This is a genomic window from Marinovum sp. 2_MG-2023 (genome assembly GCF_030548265.1).
Classification (GTDB): domain Bacteria; phylum Pseudomonadota; class Alphaproteobacteria; order Rhodobacterales; family Rhodobacteraceae; genus Marinovum.
This window is the reverse complement of record NZ_JAUOSD010000041.1, coordinates 1-16,403: the sequence shown is the minus strand read 5'-3', so window position 1 is coordinate 16,403 and position 16,403 is coordinate 1. Positions and strand designations below refer to the sequence as shown.

Sequence of the window (16,403 nt, the reverse complement as noted above, 5' to 3'; positions counted from 1 at the left end):
GCTGCGCCCTATATCGCCGCCGCTGTTGTCGCGGTCGGGGTTGTCCTTGTGCGCCTGTCCGGGCGTCTGGGCGCGCCAATGCCCCAAGCCGTCGCTGCCGAATAACCTTGCGTGCCTCGCCGTATCGTTGGTCCGGCGGGGCAAACCAATGAATTGGAGTTTCGTATCATGTCTGCGCTGAAATTGATTTACAAAAACCGCCTGACGTTTGGCATAGAATTGCCACTGGACCGCGACTGGACTGAAGCCGGACAGCTCAGAGCCCGTATCGAGGGACGCCCCTTTGGTGTGCCAGACACCTCAAACCCCGCCAAGGGCGTGGAGTCGGCCGAGAACCTTGGCTTTGATGCGGTCTGGCTGCGGGACGTGCCGGTTCACGATCCGAGCTTCGGGGATGCAGGGCAGGTCTTCGATCCGTTCCCCTATCTTGGCTTTCTTGCCGGCCGAACACGGCGCATTGCGCTTGGCACTGCGGGTATCGTCCTGCCGCTGCGCGATCCGATCCTGCTGGCCAAGATGACGGCCAGCTTGCACCATCTGTCGGGTGGGCGGTTTATCCTTGGCATTGCGTCCGGGGACCGTCCGGTGGAATACCCTCTGATGGGGCTGGACTATGAGGCCCGCGGAGCCACCCTGCGCGATCGCGTCGACCAGATGCGCACCCTCTGGTCAGGTGATGCGCTGCAAGGACCACAAGGCCCCGTCACCGTGCGCCCCTATGTGCCAGAAGGTATCCCGATGGTTATGGCCGGAATGGGCCAGCAAAGCCTGCAATGGATCGCCCGCACATTGGACGGCTGGTTCACCTATCCGGGCCCTCCCGATCAGGCCGAACGCCGCCTGTCGATGTGGCGTCAGGCGCGCAACGATGCTGGCCTGCCCCCCGCGCCAGTCCTGACCGCCATGCACCTGGATCTTGACCCTGATCCCGAGGCGCCTTTCCGGCCAATCCAGTTCGGGGGCCGTATCGGTCGCAATGCTCTAACCACTCACGTTCGTTCCCTGCACGCTGCAGGGGTCGCCCACATCGCCTTCAACCTGCGCCAATCGCAACGCGAAATCGAGGACGTTCTGGCCGAATTGGCCGAGCACGTCATGCCTGAGTTCCTACAAGAAAATACTATGGAGACAACACAATGAGTATCACCCATATCGGTCCCGCCAAAATTCCGTCCATGGGTTTCGGCACCTTTCAACTTGAGCAAGATACCGTAGCCGACATGGTGGCCGCGGCGCTTTCCGAAGGGTTCCGCCATATTGATACGGCGCAGGCCTATGAGAACGAAGAGCAAGTCGGCGAAGGTTTGCGCCGTGCCGATGTCCGTCGCGATGAGGTGTTTCTCACTAACAAAATCCTACCCGAGCACTTCTCGCCAGAAGCCTTCATCGCTGCTGCCGAAACGTCTTTGAAACGACTGGGGACGGACTATGTCGACTTGCTGCTACTGCACTGGCCCTCAAAAGATGTGCCGATTGCCGACACCATTGGCGCGCTGAATGATCTGATTGCTGCGGGCAAAGTTCGTCACGGGGGCGTCTCGAATTTCACCATGGATATGGTCAACCAAGCACAGGCTGCGTTGAACACGCCACTGGCCGCCAACCAGATCGAACTGCATCCACTAATTGATCAAACAGGGATGGTCGATTTCCTCGCCAACAAGGGCATTCCGGTCGAGGCTTACTCGCCGCTGGCGCAAGGCAAAGTCATGGAGGACGCCACGTTGCGCGATATTGCCGCCGCGCATCATGTAAGCCCGGCCCAGATTGCCCTGGCCTGGGTTCTGACGCGCCCAATGAGCATCGCGTTGCCCCGAACCGGCAACAAGAACCGACTTGCCGACAATCTCCTTGCAGCGGAAATCGTGTTGAGCGCAGAGGAGGTCGCCCGAATTGATGCCCTGGGCACAGCCGAGGGTCGGTTGGTAAGCCCCGAGACACTTGCCCCAGCGTGGGATTGATCATTCATTGGTCCTGCAGAAACACTGCAGGACCAATACCCGTCGTCTTCGGCCTTCGGCCCTCACCGGCCAATCAACAAACCATCGCAACGCTGAGGTGCGGCCCACCGAAACGGCCGTTAGCTGCGCACGCCAAAAGCGTTGGGGGCGAACTCACAGTGTGCGGACGATCCGGACTTTTGCGGTCGCTGCCGTTGCTGACGCAGAAAACCCTCGTTTCAGCAGCGCGGCGAACTTCCCGTTTCCGGTCATTAGGGCCCGCGGAAATCGGCGGAACTCAGACCGCTCCTTCGCTGCGGCTTGGTTGGGCAGGCGAAACGCGCAAACAAGCCGGACATACCAATATGCAGCGTATCCGTCAGATAAAGTTTGAAGTCTGAAAATTCTAACACTGTTTCATCAGCGCAAGGATGACAGTCGGGTGCAAACCTTCTCTTGGTCGAAACCAGGCTTCGTGCCAAGCCGATTTCCATCGTAGATGCCTGTCTGAATTACGACCGGCACCCGGATGTGAAAACCCTTTGTCACCACGGTCTAGACAAGCGCCTCCATTTGGCGCTGGGTAAAGACCCTCAAATAGGTCATGAGTTCTGACGATTTCTTTATCGGCACCGCTGCGTCGCCCGACAACAGGCCCTGCAACAATGCGCAGTAGAGTTCAGTACAGAACTGCTGATCTTCGTCCGTTGAATAATAGCGCCAGAAACGGCGAGAAAGACCTTGGGTCGTTTTCATTGTCGAAAGGATAAATTCGTTTTTTGAAGCCTCGGCCAGCGCAGCATGAATTTGGCGCAAGAGGTCCATGAAACCCGTCCGGTCAGTGTTGGGAAGCGGTTCCAGTTGGGCGAGGATTTGCGCGAACCGCTCCATGTCAGCGCTGTTGTGGCGCTGAACGGCTTTCTCGATGCTCAGCCGCTCGATCGGTTCGCGCAGTTCCAGCAATTTGAGCATCGTCATGGCGTTGAGTTCAGGAATGAGAATGCCCGCGCGACCCAGCCTGACGAGGTTCTCGCTGGAAAGCCGGACCAACGCCTCGCGCACCGGGGTCCGGCCCAAGTCCAGCAATTCCATGAGATCCGCTTCGGCAACGATGCTGCCCGGTTCAAGATCACAGTTGACGATCGCCGCCTCCAGCATCTCAGCTGCGGTTTCTGCCTTGGTCTTGCGGAAAGAATTGGTGATTTGCGTCACGCCGTTGCTCTTGTTGCTTCAACCAGTTGCCTGTTCAAGGTCAGGCCAAGCCCCGGCGTGTCTGGAACGCAGAGTGTACCATCACTGTTGATCGGAGCCAACCCGGCCGCAAGTTCACGGCGCAGACGCGATGGGCTTGTTGAATACTCAATCAGACCGCCCTGGGGCAATGACGCCAGGAAATGCAGGTTGGCCGCAATTGTAATGTCGGTGTTGTAGCCATGTGGCACGATTTGGCGTCCGGTCGGGGCCAGCATAGTGACCAGTCGCCTTGCCTCGGTTATGCCGCCAAACATGGTCAGGTCGGGCTGCGCGATGTCAAAAGCACCTGCGGCAAGATAGGGTGCGAACTCCCGGCATGTGGTCATCCCCAGGTCACCAACCCCGATCGGGATCGCAGTTGCAGCCTTCAACCTGACGTGATCCTCCAGATTGCCAAGCGGAAACGGCGCCTCGATCCAGGCAAAATCAAGTTCCTCAAGAAGAGGCAAAAACGGGGCGAAATCCTCGAACCGTTGAAATTCCTGCGCCACATCCAACATAAGGCGGCGTTCAGACCCAACTACCGCACGCAGATGCGTCAGGTTGCGCTGCACCAACTGAATGTCCCGCCAATTGGCGTCGGCACAGACCTTCAGGTTTTGGAATCCGCCCGCAAGCAATGGTGCGACCTGATCGGTTATCTTTTCAAAGCTGGTTTCAAGAGGGTAAATTGTGGCGTAGACCGGCAACCGGTCATGATGCCTGCCGCCAAGAACCTCATGCAGAGGTTTGGATTGTGTGCGTGCAAACAGGTCCCAAAGGGCAATATCAAGCGCACTGATCGCATGGATCACGACGCCATGGCGCCCAAACCATTGCGTGCGATCATACATCTCCTGTGTCAGCCGGCTTGGATCGTCCAAGCCTTGCCCAACCAGTATCCCCGCCAGCCCGCAAGCAAGCGAATTGTAATCCGGCATTTCGATAATCGCTTTGATCACACTTGGCGGTGCGTCACTTTCTCCGATCCCGATTTCACCATTATCCCCGTGAACCAGCACGAGGGCATTCTGGTAGCTGCCCTCGAACTGATGGTCACCCGCCCGCGCGTCGCGCAGGCAGATCACTTCAACCTTTTGAATTTTTATCATCATGTGTCCTGGAAAGTTCTGCGCGCATAGACGAAGGGTTCAATCGCATCCCAGTCCATTTCAATGCCCAGCCCCGGCAAGCCGCTGGGATGGACAAACCCCTGCTCATCGGGACGGATCACCTGTTTGGCGCCGAATTCGTACTTCTCGAACGGCGCGGCCTGTTCGAAGAAGTCGCAGTTCTCGTTGGCTAGCATCAGGTGCAGGTTGGCGGCCTGGGTCAAGGTGTAGCCCCAGCTTTGCACCTCGGATTTCATGCCGTGCGCCCGGGTGATCGCCATCGCTTCGTTGCCGCCGGTGAAACCACCGATGCCGGTCACGTCAAAGCGGCTGCGGTCCCAAGAGCGCATCTGAAGGGCCAGCTGGATCAGCCGCAGGTCGGGCACGGAATTGCCGCCGCAGATCACGTCGGTGTCCAGCGCGTTGGAAAGGGCCTGATAGCCGGACAGGTCGCTGTCCGGAATCGGCGCTTCGAAGAATTCCCAGCCCGAGGCATCGAGCACGCGGCCCATGCGCAACGCCTGGTTAAGGCTGTAATTGGCGTCGGCGTCGAGGATCCAGCCGATCCCCTGTCCCGCGAATTCCTCGCGCAGGCGCAGCACCAGCCGCATGTCATCGTGGAACCGGCAATAGGGATGCACCTTGATCGCGCGATAGCCCCAGTCGATCATGCGCTGGCAATAGGCGACATAGGCATCGTCGTCGGGCAGAAGCGGGCTCGAAGCATAAGCCATGATCTTGTCTCGCACCGCGCCCAGCATCTGGTAGATCGGCAAGCCCAGCGTCTTGGCCTTGCCGTCATGCAGCGCAATGTCGAAGAGCGAGGTCGCCAGATGGTTCAGCGGCACGTAGCGGCTACGCATCATGGCGTAGACCTGCGGGGTTTCGAGAATGTTACGGCGCAACACGAAGGGCGCCATCAGCGAGACGGCGGAGAAAACGGTGTTGTCGAATTCGTGCTCGGTATAGACCGTCATGCCTGAGATCGCCTCGACGCCGTTCGACAGCTTCAGGCGCGCGATGATCAGGGCCTCGTACATCTCGCCCAGATGCGAGGACCAGGTGACGCGTTCGCCGTCGGGACCGACGGCCAGGAGTTCGATTTCTTCAACCAGTGCTGCAGACATGATGCGTATCCGGAAAGGAATGGGGTGAGAGAACCGGCGGTGGCCGGGGGGCCGCCGCCGGTGTCGAAAATCAGGCCTGGTCCTGTTTCAGGAACCGGACGGTGGTGATCATCATGAAGACCATGATGACGATGACCGGAAGACCCACCAGCACCACCGCGGTCTGCATGGTCTTCAGCCCGCCGAGAAAAAGCAGCGACATCGGCAGGACGGCGATGGCCCCGCACCAGAACAGCCGGTTGCCCCGGGCCGGCTCTTCGCCTTCGTCCAGCTCCTTGGTCGAGGCGCAGGCCATCACGTAGGCCGCGGAGTCGAAGGTGGTGGCCAGCATCACGATGCCAGAGACCGCGACCGCGACAAGGACCAGCGAACTGCCCGGCAGGGTCTTGAACATCTCGATGATCGCCGGGGCAACACCCTGATCGTTCACCAGGTCGACCATTGGCAGGGTGCCGTTGATCTGCTGGTCGATGCCATAACCGCCCAGCACCACGTAGAACAGAACGCAGCCCGAGGAGCCGAAGGTCAGAAGGCCGATGATGACCTCGCGGATCGTGCGCCCCATCGAGATACGGGTCACAAAGAGGCCCATGAACGGGGCGTAGGCGACCCACCAGGCCCAGTAGAACACGGTCCAGGCTTGCGGAAAGCCGGACTGGCCCACCGAGTCGGTCCAGAGGCTCATGGTGACGTAGTTGCTCAGCGTGTAGGCAACCGAATCCATGCCAAGCTCGACGATGAAGCCGGTCGGGCCTGCAAAGAACACGTAGACGATAATTGCCAGGGTCAGCAACGAGCCGGCATAGGACAGCCGCTTGATCCCGTCGTCGAGGCCGAGGCCGCTGGAAATCGAAAAGACCGCAGTGCAACACAGGATGATCGCCACGTCGAGCCAGACGTTAGGTGCGATCCCCAGCACGTTGGCCAGCGCGCCGCCGATCATCGGGGTTCCGAGCCCCAGAGAGGTCGCCGCCGCGCCAAGAATGCCGAAGATGAACATGTAGTCGATCACCTGGCCCACCGGCCCGTCGACGATGTTCCCCAGCGCGCCGCGGCACGCTTCGCTCACCTTGTAGATATGGCGCTTGCGGACGTAGTAAATGTAGGACATGGCAACCGCAGGAATGCAGTAGAGCGCCCAGGCGGTCGGACCCCAGTGAAACATGCCATAGGCCTGCCCCACGGTGAACATCTGCGGTGACGCGGCTTCGAGCCCGAAGGGGGTCCAGGCGTAGTGATAGGCCCATTCGGTGCCTGCCCAGAGCATCAGCCCGGAGGCGATCCCGGCAAGAAAGACCATCGCGCCCCAGGCCGACCAAGTGAATTCCGGCGCGGTGCCCTCGGCGCCCAGCTTGACGGTGCCGAAGCGCGATGCGGCGAGCCAGATAACGAAGACAAGCGCACCGAAGCCAACGCTCAGGAAGGCGAAGTCGAAGCTGTCCGTCATCCACTTGAATAGACCGTCCAGCGTTGTCTTGCTCTGTTCGGGGAACAGGATCAGCAACGCTGCCGATCCGAAAATCAGCGCCAGGCTGATGCCCTGCATCCGCCGGTCGGTCTCGGGTCCACCCACCCGCTTTTGCTCGGCGCCATAGAGCGCCTCTTCAACTATTGCCACGTCTGTCTCCTCCAAGTGTGCCGGATCAGCCGGCGGATTGCATGCGTTGGGAAATCTCGACCCCGTCGATGGCTTGAAAATCCATCCCCTCCCGGATCGACATGTCGGCAGCGAGCGCGGCGGCCCGTCCGTATTCGAAGCACTGCGCGGTCACCCGGCAACTTGCCAGCGCCTCGTGCTCGGCACTCAGGCAGCGGCCTGCGACAATCACGTTGCGCCCTTGTTTCGGCACCAAGGTGGCGAAGGGCACATCGTAGTAGTCGTCCACCAGCCATTCGGTTTTCGGTTTGGCGCCGTAGTGCAGTTCGATTGGCCAACTTGACCGGGCAATCGAATCCTTGGTCTTGCGGGTGTTCACCACGTCGTCGTTCATCAGCCGCTTTACGCCTTCGATCGAACGGGTTTGCCGCACACCCACTTCTTGCGCGTAGTCGATGAAGTAGGCGTTCTCGCAGCCTGGGATTTCCTCCTTCAAGAAGTCGAAGAAGGCCTTCGCCTGGTAGATCGAGAATTGTTCTGCCTCGGAATGATCAACCGGGTTGGTGACATCCAGATCGCGGCCGTCGAAACCGGTGATTTTGGTTCCGTTGACGAGAATCTCGCCGGGGTTCACCGTCGGGAACAGCCAGACCTTCTTTCTCAGGAGTTCGTCACGCTTTTCCAACTTCTCAACAACTTTGAGCGGCGAGATCGTGTCGTCACCCCAGTAGTTCAGGTAGGTATCCCGATCCACATTGCCGATCTTGAACATCATCGACGGGTTCTGGATGACACCGTTATTTCCTTTGGTAGTTGTCAGCCCCATGCGGAACACGGCATCTGCGTCGCCGCTGGCATCGATCACGCGCTTGGCCGTGACCCGCGTGAAACCGGAGCGCGTGTGCAATACCAGACCTGTCAGAGCGTCATCTTCGGTGATCACGTCCACCATTTCTGTATGGTAGAGAATTTGCACACCGGCACCGCGCAGCAGGTCTGTCGCAACCTTTTTGTACTTGGCGCAATCGTGAGTGGTGACCCAGGTCTTGCCGTAGATCTGCGGCGCCGTAAGCCCCCTTTCTTTGTCAAGCGCGGCGCGGAACCTTTCAGCGAAGCCGAAAATGATCTGCCGAGGCTGCGCGACATTCGGCTCAGCGACGGTCATGTAGAGCCCGCAGATCGTTCCCGACATGCCCGAGACCGCCGCGCCGCCGCAAAAACCTAACCGCTCAATCAGGAGCGTGCTGTGGCCTGACTCCGCGGCTGTAGTCGCCGCCGCGATCCCCGCAGGACCGCCGCCGAGCACGATTACGTCAAATGCCCCGAATTCCGGGACACCTTTATAACCGCCAGGTCCCTGGCTTGGCAGGTATTTTTGCATTCAGCTCTCCGATAATATTTTCTAGATATATCGTAAATATATTGAAAGCTGGTCTGATCTAAAAGCGACTATATAAGCATGTATTACGACAAATTGCGGTGCGGATCGACTCAAGCGGACGATCCCGAGTACTGACACCGCTAACCTCGTTGCGTGAAGTACGAAGGGCTGATTCCGGCGCCGCATCGTAAAGTGAGAAACCATCCTGTTGCGGCACTTCGAGCGCCGTTTGCGATTGCCGCACGAAATCACAATGACCGGGATGGGCTCGGACTGGTACTATGCTGCGATCAAGATGATGGTCTGCCTCAAGATTGTCAGTCAGTCCCAAGCGCGAAATCCCGAGAAGTATTGCGCACCGACAGTTTGTTCAACAGCGACTGCGGTTTGCTTCCACAGCTGGATCCGGTGACCCCTGCGCTCTCAGGCGGCACGGAATACGCTGGCGGACTTCATCAGGGCCAGCGGCCATCGGTGCCGCGCAAAAAGGCCGGACACATGACCGCAACCCGCGATGATCACGACGTCAAATAAACCTTGCTAAACAGGAACCGTCCACACATGGCAATGCCCGCGCAACCGCTATGGATAGGCTGTTGACCCGTCGGGGCGGCTCTCGACCTTGCGCTCCGAATGCACATAGTCATCCACGCGCAGTGCGGTTTCGTCGATCTCTATGCCCCAACCGGGGCGGTCGGGCCGCAATTCAAGATGGCCATCCACCGGTAGGTAGGGGTCTTTCGCCCAGGGGGCATGCAGCGGTGGCCTGTATTCCAAAACCCGGAAATTTGGCTGTGCGGCGGCGAAATGCACGTTGTGGGCGGTGGCCAGCGGGCCTATCGGATTGTGCGGCGCCACGGTGACGAAATGTGCATCGGCAAGATCGGCAATGCGGCGCATTTCCGTCAACCCGCCGACAACGGCAATATCAGGCTGAATAACGTCGACACCACCCGCGTTAAGAAGTGCGAGAAATTCGAAACGGTTATACAGCGACTCTCCGGTTGCCAGCGGAATCGACATCTGCGACCGAAGCGCGCCCCAGGCAGGCATGTGTTCGGGGCGCAGCGGTTCCTCTAGAAACATCGGGTCATAAGGGGCCAGGGCGTTGGCCAGTTGCAGCGCGCGGATCGGCTCGGTGATCTTGGCGTGGGCGTCAAAAGCGATTTCGAAATGCGATGGCAGACGGCGGCGCATCTCACCGAACCACGTGCCCGCCGTTTCACAAAGCTCCCCCCAACGCCCCTGATAGGGGCTGGTGCGATAAGGGGAAAGTTTGAATGCCGTATAGCCGCCAATCGCGTGTTGCCGTTCGATCTCGGCCACCGCTTCGTCGATTTCCGGGGCGGTATACACCCCGCAAAAGACCTGTACCCTGTCGCGAACGTTCCCGCCCAAAAGCTGATACACAGGAACACCCGCCGCCTTGGCGGCAATATCCCAAAGGGCGTGATCAATGGCGGCAATTGCGGCAAGCCCTAAGGCACCCGGCGGAAAGCGCGACTGCTGGATCAGTTTCTGATGCAGGAAGGTAACGCGGCGTGGATCTTCGCCATCGATCTGCAGGAACAGCCAGTCAAGGATCGGCGGCAACGCGCGATCAGGTCCGTGATTATAGGCTTCGCCCCAACCGGTAATCCCGGCGTCGCTGTCGATGGCAACAAGAAGACGCGGGCGGTCGTCCACACGGCTCATATAGGTCCGTAGTCCGGTGATCTTCATCGTTTTGCACCCCCTGTCGTGGTTTCCGTGTTCGGGGCCTCTGTACCCACCGACGCAATGATGCCTTCGAGACGTGCACGTTCGGATGGGGTCAGACGCGGCACCCCTGGAAGACGGACAGGGCCAACCGGCTCGCCCAGGATTTCCAGCGTCTCTTTTACCACGGTGACATTGGCACCGTTGTTGACAGGGTCCGCATGTCTTCAAAGTCGACGATACGGTTGATCTGTTCGCGCGCTGCCGGATAGTCGCCAGCCTCGAGCGCCGACCAAATGGCAAGGGAGATTTCCGGAAAGACGTTCACGAGACCCGAAGTGAACCCCCGCGCCCCGGCAGCATAGAACGACGGTGCCCACCCTTCGGCAAGCCCACAGACCCAGACAGTATCGTGCTGAGCCGTGGACCGGATCGCCTCGGCCAGCTTTAGCGGGTTGGGTGCGGCGAATTTCACGGCAGCGATGTTGTCATGGGCTGACAGCCGGACCAGATCCGCAATCGTGGCTTCGTCAGAGCGCAGATAGGCGACGACCGGAACCGCAACATGATCCGCGAGACGCAGGAAGTATTCGATCTTCTGTGTCGGTCCCGCAAACGGGTCGTTGGGATAATGCCCCATGATCGCGCCCGCGCCGTCGGCGACGGAGGCATCGGCCAACGCACAGGAAAGCCGGATTGATCCATCATTCGGACCGCGGAGGGCAAGGCGGATTCAACCGGTCGTCGCAACACCTACTACCATATCCTGTTTGAGCAGCCGGTCGAGAGCTTCTGCCGGTGTTTGCCAGCCCAGTGTTTTGCGAGGGCGAGTGTTCAGCGCGTTGGCAACGGCGCTCAACTCGTCAGCACAATGCTGGCTGAGATCCGTGCCCTTTGGGAAGTACTGGCGGAGCAAACCGTTGGTGTTTTCATTGCTGCCACGCTGCCATGGGCTTTGAGGTTCGCAGAAGTATATCTCAAGACCGGTTTCGATCCGAAGCTGCGCGTGTTGGGCCATCTCTGCACCTTGGTCCTAGGTCAGCGAGCGACGCAGTTGAGCAGGCAGGCTGCTGATCGTCGCTGAGATGGCATCCCGGACAGCCTCGGCACCATGACCGGCAAGGGCTGGTCCATTCTTGACTGGTTTCCCTGTTCCGTCCCCTTTCATGCGTGGCAGGTGCAGGAGCATGGTGAAGCGGGTCGTGCGTTCGACCAGCGTGCCGATCGCCGAGCTGCCGAGGCCGAGAATGAGGTCCGGCCAACCTCTGATCCTTTTTCCAGCACGACGACCTGAAGATCGGCATCCAGTTGTTTCAGGCGGATCGCTGCCGACAGACCGGCAGGCCCCGCCCCCAACGATCACCACGTCATATTCCATCGCTTCGCGTTGAAAATCACTCACGGCGAAACCTCACCGTTCTCCGCCCAATCAGCACTGAAAGGGCCGTTTGCCCACTTCAAAGCTGATTTGGCACATCGGTCGATGTCAGCCGGGTGAGCCACTCCTTCTTCGCGCAATGCAGCTGCCGGTATCAGAATGCCGCGTTGCAAGGCGCGGCGAGCTTTCTCAGCATCCTCCAAGCGCAGTGGTTCGTCTTCGATCTGCCATTGTTCACCCTTTTCAACCAAGCGAGCGAGGCCGGCGGCTGGTTGGTAGAAATCCCCCAACGCACCGAGATTGCATTGTGCGTGCAAGACGATTTCCGGCTTGATGAAGTTCATGACTTCAAAAGGTCCGATCGGACAGCCCGTCAGTTCCCGGCCAATCGCATTGATCTGCCCAACAGTGCCTAGCCCGGCGTCGACGGCCTGCGCGGCCGCGTTCAGGAAGGGTACGAAGAAACGGTTGATCGCAAAGCCGGGTGAATCCTTGCAAACAAGAATATCCCGCTTGGTGCGAACAAGAAATTCTTTGGCACAATCAATCGCTTCCGCGCTCGTCTGATCGCCCTGAATAAGCTCAACTACAGGCGAGCTGTCTGCCGGCGAAAAATAGTGCATGCCAAGGAACCGGCCAGGATTTCGAACGACTTTGGCAAGAGCGGAAACCTGCAAGGCGCTTGTATTTGTCGCAATGACGGCGTCCACCGCGCAAATGAGGCCAAGTCGGGTCAAAAGCTCGGTCTTGACGTCGAAGTTTTCATACACCGCTTCGATGACAAGAGGTGCGGAGCGGACGGTTTCCAGTTTCGATGTCACCGCGATGCGGGCCAGGCTATCGTTGTTTTCCTGATCGCTGAGCCGTCCCTTTGCACAGTGGCGGTCCAACATCTTCCGCATTCTCGGTGTGGCTCGCTCCAACGACTGAGTGCTGGTATCCAACAGGATTACTGACACCCCGTTCATGGCCGCGTTGACGGCGATGCCGGTCCCCATGGTTCCAGCCCCAATAATAGCAATTTGCCTAAGCATACGGTTTCCCTTGTTCGAACCTGTCATTTTCGAAGACATCAGATTTCCGGGGATCAAAGCTGGCGCCCCCAAGGAAGAGCTGCGCGAACGCATACGCAGATCGCGCACCAGTCGCCTCAGATGTTTTCCACAATCAAGGCAATACCTTGCCCTCCGCCAATGCACATCGTTGCCGCTCCGATCCGAGCCTCCCGGCGCTTCATTTCATGAAGCAGCTTTGTTGTGATGATGGCACCACTGGCCCCTACCGGATGCCCCAAGGCCACCGCCCCGCCGTTGGGATTCACAATTGCAGGGTCCAATCCAAGCTCGGCGGTTACGGCACAGGCCTGCGACGCAAAGGCTTCGTTGGATTCCACGAGGTTCAGATCGCCTACCGAAAGGCCAGCCTTGCGCAGCGCAATTTGCATGGCTGGAACAGGGCCAATTCCCATGACGTGCGGGGCAACACCCGCATGGCCATAGGACAGCACTTTGGCCATTGGCTTCAGATTTCGGCGCGCGGCCTCATCTGCGGTCATCAAGACAAGCGATGCCGCGCCATCATTGATACCCGAGGCATTCCCGGCGGTGACTTTCCCGTCCTTTTTGAAAGCCGGCCGCAGGCTTGCCATGCGCTCGACCGAGGCATCGCCGCGCACATGTTCATCTGTCTTGAATTCGATTGTGCCTTTGCGCGTCTTGATCGAAACAGGGACAATCTGATCATCAAAATGCCCGGCCTCGATGCCGGCCGCAGCGCGTCGATGGCTTTCAACGGCAAAGGCATCTTGCTGCTCGCGCGATATGCCGAATTTCTCGGCGACATTCTCGGCCGTGATCCCCATGTGACCGTGGCCAAAGGGGTCGTTCAACACGGCAATCATCATGTCGATGATCTGAGCATCGCCCATCTTCTGGCCCCAACGGGCTGTGGGCATCAGATAGCCGCCCCGGCTCATGCACTCGGCCCCACCCGCCAGCACGATGTTGGCGTCACCAAGGGCCAGTGTCTGAACCCCCGAGATAATCGCTTGCAGTCCACTGCCGCAAAGTCGGTTCACCGTCAGCGCAGCGGACTCGGTGGGAACGCCTGCCTCAACCGAGATCGTTCGCGCCAGATACATATCCCGAGGTTCGGTGTGAACAACGTTGCCGTAGAACGCATGTTGTATGTCAGCGGGCTCAAGGCCGCTCCGAGCGATGGCGGCCTCTGCGGTGACCACCCCAAGCTCTGTGGGCGACAAATCCTTGAGCGATCCGCCAAAGCTCCCGATTGCGGTCCGGACCGCAGAGACTATGACAACTTCCTGCATGGTGTTCCTTTCAATAGTCTGGCGATAATGTTCTGGCGTCAGCTGCCCGTCGCGGCCGAAAGACGCATTTTCGCGGCGTCGTATTCCCGTGCGATGCGCGCTATCAAACTCTTGGCAGGCACGACATCCGTGATCGAACCGACACCTTGGCCAGCACTCCAGATATCGCGCCAAGGTTTTGGCCCCGTATTGCTCTTGTCGCCTAAAAGCGACAATTGACCAGTCGTGCTGGGATCAACGCCGGTTTGTGTGAGCGACTCTGAAAGATAGTTGCCGTTCACCCCCGTGACTGCAGCAGTCGTGACGATGTCTTGGGCCTGCGCGCGGCAGAGCATGTCCTGATATGCAGGCGGTGCGCTGGCCTCTTTCGTCGCGATGAAGGGCGTCCCCATATAGCCAAAGTCCGCCCCAGCCGCCTGCGCCCCGAGCAAGGATGCGCCAGATGCAATCGCGCCGGACAAAACAAGCGGCCCGTCAAACCACTGCCGGATTTCCTGGATCAGGGCGAAGGGCGACTGCGCCCCCGTGTGGCCTCCGGCCCCAGCCGCAACAGCGATCAGACCATCAGCGCCCTTTTCGATTGCCTTGCGCGCGAAGCGGTCGCTGATGATATCGTGCAAGACAATCGCGCCTGCGTCATGGGCCGCCGTATTCACGTCTTCCCGCGCGCCCAGCGAAGTGATCCAGATCGGCACTTTCCATCTGGCGCAAATCTCGGTGTCGCGCTCTAGCCGCTCGTTTGACTTGTGGACGATCTGGTTGACCGCAAACGGCGCCGCCGGGGTGTCAGGGTTGGCTTGGTCCCAAGCGTCCAGTTCTTCGGTGATGCGCTTTAGCCAGACCTCCAGAACGATGCCCTCGCCGTCTTTGTCCCGCGCGTTCAGGGCGGGCACACTGCCGACGATCCCGGCCTGACATTGCGCGATCACCAAATCTGGGTTCGACACGATGTACATCGGGGCTGCGATCAATGGCAGGCGGAGGGATTGAAGTTGAATTGGAATTGTCATCACGGTGCCTCAGATCTTGCGAAAGTCGGGTTTGCGCTTTTCCAGAAAGGCCGAAAGACCCTCTGCTGCCTCGGGGCCGAACCTTGCCTTGTTGATATGGTCTGCTTCGGCCCAGAGATGGGTGCAAAGTTCGGTATCGGCGGCGATGTTGACCAGATGCTTGACCGAGCGGATGGCCGATGGCGGGCCCGCCGCGACCTTTCCCGCCAGAGCCATGGCGCTGTCCAATGCTTGGCCCGGCACGGTTACCTCGTTCACGATGCCGAATTGCGCCAGACGTTCAGCCGTGATTGGACGGCCTAGAATACAAAGCTCGTTCACGAACTGACGGGGCATCGCCGAGCGCAGAAAATGCGTCACGCCACCATCGGGGCTGAGACCGACACGCACATAGCCTGCAGTAAATTTTGCTTCGGCCTCGGCCACGATCATGTCGCAGCTTAGCGCAAGGGCAACGCCCGCACCTGCCGCGCCACCCTCGACGGCGGCGATTACAGGCGTCGGACAATCTACAATCGCCCGGATCATCGCATTGAGGTAATCGGTATTTGCATTGACCGCAGATAAAGGTCCACCGGCGCTATTTTTCAGGGCGTTAACGTTGCCGCCCGAACTGAAAAAGCCGCCCGCCCCGGTAATGACAACCGCCCGTGTGTCGGGGTCATCTCCCGCGTTGATGACGTGGTCACGCACGGTGCGATAAATCTCTGGGTTGATCGAGTTCCGGCTGTCCGGACCATTTAGCGTCAACGCGAGGATGCCGCCCTGGCTGTGAGAAACAACTTCCGTCACGCCGGGATCTCCAAGCCGAAAGTCTCTGCTTCTTTCCGCGCAGCTATGGCGATCAACTGTCCCAATCGGTTCGTATGCATGTCGACGGTGCCGAACAGCATGTCGGCCATCAGGATACGCTTGACCAGCCTGTCGAGTTCGTACTCTTCGGTAGTGCCAATGCCGCCATGCATCTGGATGCAGGCACTGGCCGCATCGCGCATGCGCGTGCCGCAGTAGCGTTTCAACGCCGAGACGATTTTCTGGCGCGCCTCCGCATCGTCCGCGTCACAGGCACTGGCGGCAGCCAAGACGAGAGATTCAAAGTGTTCGGTTTCATGGAACACATCGACCATTTCGTGCTGCAACACCTGAAAACTGCCGATGGGTCTGCCGAACTGTTTACGTGTCGTAAGGTAGTCCCGCGTCAACTCCCGCATTGCCTGCCCCGCACCCAAGGCAATTGCACAAAGGCACACCGCAGCAACATCGCTCATCCACCCGGTCAGATCCTCGCTTGCCCGCGACAGCGAGACCGCAACATTATCGAACGTGATATCGGCCGCAATCTGCCCGTCGAGCAACGGAAGCTGCGTGACCGTGACGCCTTCGCCCGTCAGTTCGACCGAACCACAGGCAGACCCGTTTGCGCCTTCTAGACACAAAAGCAGCACCTGCGCTTCCGCACCCCCAAGAACCGTTTGCACGGTCCCGTTCAACACGCCGTTTTCTGTACGTAGTCCGGCGGCGGGCATTGCCAACTTGTTCGTCAGACATGACCGGGCTATTTTAGCGGTATGAGAATTCCGACCAGTTTGCCTCGCCTT

The 16,403-nt window shown here is 59.3% G+C and carries 14 protein-coding genes and 2 pseudogenes; 2 read left to right on the top strand and 14 right to left on the bottom strand.

Annotation, left to right across the window (positions count from 1 at the left end; genetic code table 11):
* Positions 1-168 precede the first annotated feature (168 nt).
* Together Q4577_RS22620 and Q4577_RS22615 are read left to right on the top strand one after the other, a co-directional pair.
* Positions 169-1,140 (top strand): TIGR03571 family LLM class oxidoreductase, encoded by a 972-nt coding sequence (locus Q4577_RS22620; RefSeq protein WP_303473042.1) that lies wholly within the window; start codon positions 169-171, stop codon positions 1,138-1,140.
* Entirely contained in the window at positions 1,137-1,961 is an 825-nt protein-coding gene (locus Q4577_RS22615) for an aldo/keto reductase (protein WP_303473040.1), read from the top strand. The genes Q4577_RS22620 and Q4577_RS22615 overlap by 4 nt, the downstream gene beginning before the upstream one ends.
* Before the next feature lie 534 nt (positions 1,962-2,495).
* Here Q4577_RS22615 and Q4577_RS22610 read toward each other — a convergent pair.
* From Q4577_RS22610 to Q4577_RS22545, 14 genes and pseudogenes are all read right to left on the bottom strand, one after another.
* Positions 2,496-3,152 (bottom strand): GntR family transcriptional regulator, encoded by a 657-nt coding sequence (locus Q4577_RS22610; protein WP_303473039.1) that lies wholly within the window; start codon positions 3,150-3,152, stop codon positions 2,496-2,498.
* The gene (locus Q4577_RS22605; RefSeq protein WP_303567668.1) at positions 3,149-4,288 is read right to left on the bottom strand and encodes a mandelate racemase/muconate lactonizing enzyme family protein; all 1,140 of its coding nucleotides are present in this window, start codon (positions 4,286-4,288) and stop codon (positions 3,149-3,151) included. Before Q4577_RS22605 ends, Q4577_RS22610 begins: the two co-directional genes overlap by 4 nt.
* Positions 4,285-5,412, bottom strand: coding sequence for a mandelate racemase/muconate lactonizing enzyme family protein (locus tag Q4577_RS22600; protein ID WP_303473036.1), 1,128 nt, complete (start codon positions 5,410-5,412; stop codon positions 4,285-4,287). Before Q4577_RS22600 ends, Q4577_RS22605 begins: the two co-directional genes overlap by 4 nt.
* 70 nt (positions 5,413-5,482) lie before the next feature.
* The gene (locus Q4577_RS22595) at positions 5,483-7,030 is read right to left on the bottom strand and encodes a BCCT family transporter (RefSeq protein ID WP_303473034.1); all 1,548 of its coding nucleotides are present in this window, start codon (positions 7,028-7,030) and stop codon (positions 5,483-5,485) included.
* A 25-nt stretch (positions 7,031-7,055) separates the two neighbouring features.
* On the bottom strand, positions 7,056-8,390 hold the full coding sequence (locus tag Q4577_RS22590) for an FAD-dependent oxidoreductase (protein WP_244689323.1): 1,335 nt from the start codon (positions 8,388-8,390) through the stop codon (positions 7,056-7,058).
* A 582-nt stretch (positions 8,391-8,972) separates the two neighbouring features.
* Complete coding sequence (locus Q4577_RS22585) at positions 8,973-10,112, bottom strand: mandelate racemase/muconate lactonizing enzyme family protein (RefSeq protein WP_303473031.1); 1,140 nt, start codon at positions 10,110-10,112, stop codon at positions 8,973-8,975.
* A gap of 157 nt (positions 10,113-10,269) precedes the next feature.
* Positions 10,270-10,767: a dihydrodipicolinate synthase family protein gene (locus Q4577_RS22580; protein WP_303473029.1), complete on the bottom strand. Its 498-nt coding sequence runs from the start codon at positions 10,765-10,767 to the stop codon at positions 10,270-10,272.
* 54 nt (positions 10,768-10,821) lie between these two features.
* Positions 10,822-11,343 (bottom strand): annotated as a pseudogene (locus tag Q4577_RS22575) (IS30 family transposase); the annotation flags it as partial.
* 2 nt (positions 11,344-11,345) lie between these two features.
* Positions 11,346-11,490, bottom strand: a pseudogene (locus tag Q4577_RS22570) (FAD-dependent oxidoreductase); the annotation flags it as partial.
* Positions 11,487-12,539, bottom strand: coding sequence for a 3-hydroxyacyl-CoA dehydrogenase family protein (locus Q4577_RS22565; RefSeq protein WP_303473028.1), 1,053 nt, complete (start codon positions 12,537-12,539; stop codon positions 11,487-11,489). The gene Q4577_RS22565 and the pseudogene Q4577_RS22570, both read right to left, overlap by 4 nt.
* Positions 12,540-12,616: 77 nt before the next feature.
* The gene (locus tag Q4577_RS22560) at positions 12,617-13,795 is read right to left on the bottom strand and encodes an acetyl-CoA C-acyltransferase family protein (protein WP_244689329.1); all 1,179 of its coding nucleotides are present in this window, start codon (positions 13,793-13,795) and stop codon (positions 12,617-12,619) included.
* Positions 13,796-13,833: 38 nt separating this feature from the next.
* On the bottom strand, positions 13,834-14,805 hold the full coding sequence (locus tag Q4577_RS22555; protein ID WP_303473025.1) for a nitronate monooxygenase family protein: 972 nt from the start codon (positions 14,803-14,805) through the stop codon (positions 13,834-13,836).
* Positions 14,806-14,814: 9 nt separating this feature from the next.
* Positions 14,815-15,597 (bottom strand): oxepin-CoA hydrolase, alternative type, encoded by a 783-nt coding sequence (locus Q4577_RS22550; protein ID WP_244689333.1) that lies wholly within the window; start codon positions 15,595-15,597, stop codon positions 14,815-14,817.
* Positions 15,594-16,403, bottom strand: an 810-nt coding sequence (locus Q4577_RS22545; RefSeq protein WP_303473022.1) for an acyl-CoA dehydrogenase family protein, incomplete at its 5' end; no start/stop codon positions are given. The genes Q4577_RS22545 and Q4577_RS22550, both read right to left, overlap by 4 nt.